7 protein-coding genes and 2 tRNA genes are annotated in these 6,355 nt (G+C 53.8%); 6 read left to right on the top strand and 3 right to left on the bottom strand.

Annotated elements, in window-relative coordinates:
- Nucleotides 1-214: 214 nt before the first annotated feature.
- The 3 genes from ACTQ33_RS16815 to ACTQ33_RS16805 all read right to left on the bottom strand — a co-directional run bounded on the left by ACTQ33_RS16815 (nucleotide 215) and on the right by ACTQ33_RS16805 (nucleotide 1,478).
- Nucleotides 215-291 (bottom strand) — tRNA-Pro (locus ACTQ33_RS16815).
- Nucleotides 292-431: 140 nt separating this feature from the next.
- Nucleotides 432-1,223, bottom strand: coding sequence for a TraX family protein (locus tag ACTQ33_RS16810; protein WP_441465643.1), 792 nt, complete (start codon nucleotides 1,221-1,223; stop codon nucleotides 432-434).
- Between the two features lie 178 nt (nucleotides 1,224-1,401).
- Nucleotides 1,402-1,478, bottom strand: a tRNA-Pro gene (locus ACTQ33_RS16805).
- Nucleotides 1,479-1,881: 403 nt separating this feature from the next.
- Here ACTQ33_RS16805 and ACTQ33_RS16800 point away from each other — a divergent pair.
- The 6 genes from ACTQ33_RS16800 to ACTQ33_RS16775 all read left to right on the top strand — a co-directional run bounded on the left by ACTQ33_RS16800 (nucleotide 1,882) and on the right by ACTQ33_RS16775 (nucleotide 6,164).
- On the top strand, nucleotides 1,882-2,757 hold the full coding sequence (locus tag ACTQ33_RS16800; protein WP_441465642.1) for an ABC transporter substrate-binding protein: 876 nt from the start codon (nucleotides 1,882-1,884) through the stop codon (nucleotides 2,755-2,757).
- An 86-nt stretch (nucleotides 2,758-2,843) separates the two neighbouring features.
- Nucleotides 2,844-3,611, top strand: a complete 768-nt coding sequence (locus ACTQ33_RS16795) for an amino acid ABC transporter permease (RefSeq protein WP_441465644.1) — start codon at nucleotides 2,844-2,846, stop codon at nucleotides 3,609-3,611.
- A complete protein-coding gene (locus ACTQ33_RS16790) occupies nucleotides 3,598-4,320 on the top strand; it encodes an amino acid ABC transporter ATP-binding protein (RefSeq protein WP_441465641.1) in 723 nt (240 codons plus the stop codon). The genes ACTQ33_RS16795 and ACTQ33_RS16790 overlap by 14 nt, the downstream gene beginning before the upstream one ends.
- 79 nt (nucleotides 4,321-4,399) lie before the next feature.
- Nucleotides 4,400-4,813 (top strand): EamA family transporter, encoded by a 414-nt coding sequence (locus ACTQ33_RS16785; protein WP_441465640.1) that lies wholly within the window; start codon nucleotides 4,400-4,402, stop codon nucleotides 4,811-4,813.
- 73 nt (nucleotides 4,814-4,886) lie between these two features.
- A complete protein-coding gene (locus ACTQ33_RS16780) occupies nucleotides 4,887-5,735 on the top strand; it encodes a DegV family protein (RefSeq protein ID WP_441465639.1) in 849 nt (282 codons plus the stop codon).
- 15 nt (nucleotides 5,736-5,750) lie between these two features.
- Nucleotides 5,751-6,164 (top strand): acyl-CoA thioesterase, encoded by a 414-nt coding sequence (locus ACTQ33_RS16775; protein ID WP_441465638.1) that lies wholly within the window; start codon nucleotides 5,751-5,753, stop codon nucleotides 6,162-6,164.
- Nucleotides 6,165-6,355: the final 191 nt, after the last annotated feature.

Here is a 6,355-nt window from a genome sequence, read left to right as displayed (position 1 = left end):
AGTTCAGGCACTGCAAAATTCGCTTTTCCTCACTCATGACCTCTCTGCCCCCTGTCCTTTTACTCCCATCTTACCACAGGGGGAAAGGTCCTCCTCTATTTTACGCTTACTTGCATCTCCATCTCGTCTGGTGCTCGATTTTGTCCTCTGAAACGGCTGAAACCCTTGCCGCAGCAAGGGTTTCAGGGGTTGCATCTTTTTCAGCAACCTTAGTTGGTCCGAGTGCCGAGATTCGAACTCGGGGCCTCTTGAACCCCATTCAAGCGCGATACCAAACTTCGCCACACCCGGATATTCTGTTATGCACTCTCAAGTGCCAAACTATCATAGCACAGCTTCCGACAAAATGCAAGCACTATTTTTTCAATCGGGAGACGGCTCCAATCTGTTAATGGAGCCGTCTGAAAATAGTGGTCGTTTGCTTTTGCAGATCATAAGGTTTGCAGCAGTCCCAATATCAAAAGATGAATGGGGTAGAAACTATAGAAAAACCATTTTGTAAAGCCGTTTTTTGCTCCGTGGCGGCCTCGATAGAAAGACAGCAGCAGGATGGGCAGAAATGCACCCACATTTGCGATGGAAAGAAGGTAGTATTCGGCATCGATATAAAAAACGTGATCGTAAAACAATCCGAAGAAGGGGGTTGTCAGCATGGTGAGGATTTCCATATGTAGCAGGACGACCACACAGTATGCAAATGCCTGGTGCTGAAAGTTACCGTAAAAGAAATCCAGTACAAGGATAATGAGAATACCCGTGCAGCCCCAATCTGCCGGGACACAGAGAATAATCAGTGCCAAAATCAAAAGAGTTTTGATGACCGGACACTTTATAAGGGAACTTCTCCGAATATGGATTGCCAGAACGCCCAGGAGAATCGTATAAATAACATTTGGGCGCATCCAGGAGTGCTCCCACACGCTGTTGCCATACTTGAAATATAAGAACGGGAACCAGCTTACCAAGGCAAATACGGCCAAACGCATCATGTATTTACCGATATTTTTGGTATGGTGATAGCCCTCTACCGCGGAAAAAAACATCACAGGTCCGGTGATTCTTCCGACGATGTGCATTACAATGGCGAGAGGTGTTCCATCCGGGACAAAGGCAAATGCGATGTGGTCAATGGTCATTGCCAGAATGGCAATGTATTTCAGGCTATTTAAAGTGATCCCGTTGCCCGGAATTCTTGGCGATAGGGAAGTGCTTTCGTGAATCATTGGATGCCTCCGTGCTAAGATGTCTTATTTTGGCCCATTATAGCACAGATCGAAGACGGCAATTCTTAAACTTTGCTTAAAATTAAACAGACGCATACAAGCGGGGAAGGAACAGTATCGTGCGCGCACGCGGATAATTACAAAAAAACGGAGTAAGCTGCGATAGCTTACTCCGTTCTGGTCCGAGTGCCGAGATTCGAACTCGGGGCCTCTTGAACCCCATTCAAGCGCGATACCAAACTTCGCCACACCCGGATATTCTGTTGTACACCGCTTGGTGCCTATGTATGATATCACGTCCCAGTTTAAAATGCAAGCATTATTTTTGAAAAAGAGAAAAATTTTTCAGCCGTTCCTTTGCTGGGGAGCGGAACCATTGCGCAAACAGTGAATGCAACATTGAAAATAATAAGTATATTCATGAATAATTTGAATATACATACATTTTTGCAAACCGGGACCACAGACCTAAAATTTGATATTGTCCTCAATTATTTTTAGAAAACGGGGGAATGTGACAGAGGTTATGAACGAAGTGCCAAATAAAAATGGAATATTGGTGAGTATGCACAACGAAAAACGCTTGCATTATATTCAAACACGATGTATAATTTAAGGCATAAAAAATTTAAACGAAAAAAGTGAGGAACCAGGAACAATGAAAAAGATTCTTGCTCTGCTGCTGGCCATGACCATGGTATTTGGTATGGCGGCCTGCGGCTCCAACGATACCAAGGAGCCTGCTGCTGAGAACAATGCGTCCAACGCGGAGAACGCCGGCAGCACCGACGCCGCCGGAGACGCCGCCGAGGGGACCACCGGGGACGAGACCACCGGAACGGAAAGCGCCGGCACCCTGACCACCGTCACCGACGGCGTGCTGACCATGAGCACCAACGCCGCTTTCCCTCCCTATGAGATGACCGACGACAGCGGCAACATCATCGGCATCGACGCCGATATCGCCGCCGCCATTGCCGACAAGCTGGGCCTGGAGCTGGAAATTCTCGATATGGATTTCGATGCCGCGCTGCTGGCCGTCCAGCAGGGTAAGAGCGACATGGTCATGGCCGGTGTCACCGTCAATGAGGACCGTCTGGCTGTTATGGACTTCTCCGAGACCTACGCCAACGGCGTCCAGGTCATCATCACCCAGGAAGGCTCCGATGTGACCATCGACAACCTGGGCGAGAAGATGATCGGTACCCAGCGCGGCACCACCGGCAACATCTACTGCACCGACGATTACGGCGAGGACCATGTGATTGCCTATGACAACGGCATCACCGCTGTCCAGGCACTGGTCAACGGCCAGATTGACTGCGTCGTTATCGATAAGGCCCCCGCTGAATCCTTCGTGGCCGTCAATCCCGGCCTGACCATCCTCGACACCGAGTATGTCACCGAGGACTACGCTATCGGCTTTGCCAAGGGCAACACCGCCCTGGTGGACGCTGTCAACGCCGCCCTGACCGAACTCATCGAAGACGGCACCGTGCAGTCCATTGTGGATACCTACATCACTGCCGAGTAAACATCTGTATCAAAAGGGCGGCCCCACAGCCGCCCTTTTACGGCTTTTTATCATTCTACTGGAAAACGAGGTGATCGTCTGTGAATCTGGCTGCTTCCTATGAGCAGTGGAAATCCTTGATGGTTCTGGGTGAGGAAATCGGATTCTTCAAGGAATTTTATGTAAAGTTCTATCAGGCGTTTCTGGAGAACAACCGGTGGCTGCAATACTTGGAGGGCGTCGGCACCACACTGCTGACCACGGCTCTGGCCCTGTGCATCGGTATTCTGCTGGGCGTCCTGGTGGCCATGGTCCGCACGGCCCACGATCAGCAGCGCCCCGGCAACCATAACCCGCTGCTGGGTCTGGTGAATATCCTCTGCAAGGTCTATGTGACCATTATCCGCGGTACCCCCATGATGGTCCAGCTGCTCATTATGGGCCTGGTTATTTTCAAGAGCAGCCGCAATTTCACAGCGGTGGGCGCCCTGACCCTGGGCATCAATTCCGGCGCCTATGTGGCGGAGATCATCCGCGGCGGCCTGATGTCCCTGGACCCCGGTCAGGCCGAAGCCGGCCGTAGCCTGGGCCTGGGCTACATCGATACCATGCGCTTTATCGTCATTCCCCAGGCATTCAAGGCCATTTTGCCGGCCCTGGGCAATGAGTTTATCATTCTGCTGAAGGATACCTCCCTGATCACCGTCATCGGCGGCAAGGAGCTGCTCCACGCGGCCCAGGGTATCTATGGCCGTACCTTTGAAGCCATGTTCCCGCTGATCGGCACGGCGTGTATTTATCTGGTGCTGGTGCTGATCTTTACCTGGTTCCAGAGCAAATTGGAAAGGAGGCTGCGTCAAAGTGATCGACGTTAAGCATTTATCCAAGTCCTTTGACAATCACAGCGTCCTCAAGGACATTTCCGAACACATTCACCCCGGGGAAAAGGTGGTCATCATCGGCCCCTCCGGTTCCGGAAAATCCACGTTCCTGCGGTGCCTGAATCTGCTGGAAAACCCCACGGAGGGCGTGATCACCTTCAACGGTGTGGAGATCACCGACCCCAAAGCCGATATCAACGCCATTCGTCGGGAAATGGGCATGGTGTTCCAACATTTCAACCTGTTTCCCAATATGACCATCCGAAAGAATATCACCCTGGCCCCGGTGCGTACCGGTTTGATGACCCAGGAGGAGGCTGATAAAACGGCCCTGGCCCTGCTGCGCCGCGTGGGCCTGGAGGATAAGGCCGACGCCTACCCCAATCAGGTCTCCGGCGGCCAGAAACAGCGCATTGCCATCGTTCGGGCTTTGGCTATGAAGCCCAAGGTCCTGCTCTTTGACGAACCCACCTCGGCCCTGGACCCGGAAATGGTGGGCGAGGTGCTGGAGGTCATGAAGGAACTGGCCAATGAGGGTATGACTATGGTGGTGGTCACCCACGAGATGGGCTTCGCCCGGGAAGTGGCTACCCGCGTTCTCTTCATGGACGAGGGCCGCATTGTGGAGCAGGGAACGCCGGAAGAAGTGTTCGGCAATCCCCAGTGTGAGCGGCTGCAAACGTTCCTGGCCAAAGTGCTTTAAATACGCAAACAACATCCCAAGGCCCCCGGACTGTACGGTTCGGGGGCGCGGCTTTATCCCAAGAAAAGAGGTTTTTTTCATGTGGGGCGTGTTCGCCGTTTTGTCGGCACTGTTTGCGGCATTGACCACCATTTTGGCCAAAGCCGGTATTTCCAATGTCAATTCCAATCTGGCTACCGCCATTCGGACCGCGGTGGTTCTGGTCATGGCCTGGGGGATGGTGTTTCTCACCGGGGCGCAGAATGGTCTTCCTCAGATCGACCGCAAAAGCTGGCTGTTTCTCATTCTGTCCGGTCTGGCCACCGGGGCCTCCTGGCTCTGCTATTACCGGGCGATACAGATGGGGGAGGTGTCCCGGGTGGCGCCCATCGACAAACTCAGCGTGGTCATTACGGTGGTTCTGGCTTTTGTGATCTTCCGGGAAACGGTCAGTGTCAAGGCCGTTGTGGGCTGCGTGCTGATTGGCGCGGGGACGCTGCTGATGGTCCTGTGAGCGGGGCTGTGTTGACAATCCTGAAGAAAGTGGATAAGATATCACCATCCTAATATGACAAGGAGGGGCCTCTATGAACCCCATTGCGATTGTGACCGACAGCGGAACCGACGTACCGGAAGCCCTGTGCCATCGGTGGGATATCCACGTTCTGCCGCTGCTGGTGCAGTATGAGGCCATGACCTGCCGGGACCGGGTGGACATCACGGTGCAGCAGGTCCTGGACCGTCTGGACCTGGAGATTCCCAAAACGTCCATGCCAACTCTGGGCGACGCCGTGGCGCTGCTGGAATCCCTGCGGGATCAGGGATACAAAGAGGCCTTGGTTGTCACCATTTCCTCGGGCCTCAGCGGTACCTGTCAGATGCTGCGTCTGGCGGCGGAGGATATCGAAGACATGGACGTGCGGGTGGTGGATTCCCGCAGCATCGGCATCGGCGCCGGCGCTCTGGTGATTCGGGCCGCAGAACTGGCGGCTCAGGGCATGGGTCTGGACGCTCTGGAACAGTCTGTGGAAGCTATGACACGGAATGTCCATGTCTTTTTCACCATGGAGACGCTGCAATACTTGCAAAAGGGCGGGCGCATCGGCAAAATGTCGGCGGCTGTCGGCAATCTGCTCAGCGTCCGGCCGGTGATTTCCTGTACCCGGGAGGGTGTGCTCCAGACGGTGCAGAAGGCCCGGGGCAACAGTGCGGCGTTGGAAGCCGCTGTGAGCCAGACGGTGAAGGCCGTAGGGGATCGGAAGCGGTTTCGGCTGTTTGTGGCCCATGCCGACGCGGCCAAACGGGCGAAGACGGCGGCGGAAATTCTGAAAACACGTCTGCCCAACGCGGAAGACATCATTCTGGCGGAAATCGGCCCGGCGCTGGCGGTCCATTCCGGCCCGGGTCTGCTGGGCATGGGCGTCCAACTGCTGTGATGGAGGCGGAAAACAGTGCACATCTATCGGAGAAACATCTATTATTATGAGACGGACCGGATGCAGGTGGTCCACCATTCCAATTATATTCGCTGGATGGAGGAGGCCCGGATAGCCTGTTTGGATGCGCTGGGCGTCTGCTATGCGGAATTGGAGACCCGGGGGATCATCAGTCCTGTACTGTCTGTGGAATGCCATTATCGTTCCATGTCCCGGTTTGGGGAGACGTTCCGGGTGGAGACGAAGCTGACGGAGGTCACCCGCGTCAGCTACAGTCTGTCCTATCGGATTTATGACGACGCCACCGGAGAACTGCGGGCCGATGGAACCAGCAGCCATTGCTTTATCAATGAGAAGGGAAGACCCATTTCTCTGGCCAAGAGAGAACCGGAACTGTATGAGCGGGTATGCCGTGCAGTGGAACCCTAAAAAGAGCATCGAGGGAGCGCCGAAGGGCGCTCCCATTTTTTCTCGAAAAAAATCGAAAAAAGGTGTTGACATTTACAGTGTGGTCTGATATTATATGCAAGCGCTTGAGGGACAGCGGTTCCGATGAAAGCGGCCAGTAAGAACTCCGAAAAAACTTTGAAAAAAGTTCTTGACAAACGAGTTCCTCTGTG

The organism is Candidatus Avoscillospira sp. LCP25S3_F1, assembly GCF_052117125.1.
Lineage (GTDB): Bacteria > Bacillota > Clostridia > Oscillospirales > Oscillospiraceae > Avoscillospira_A.
Note: the sequence above shows the minus strand (reverse complement) of the source record. Positions and strands in the feature narration are given on the sequence as shown.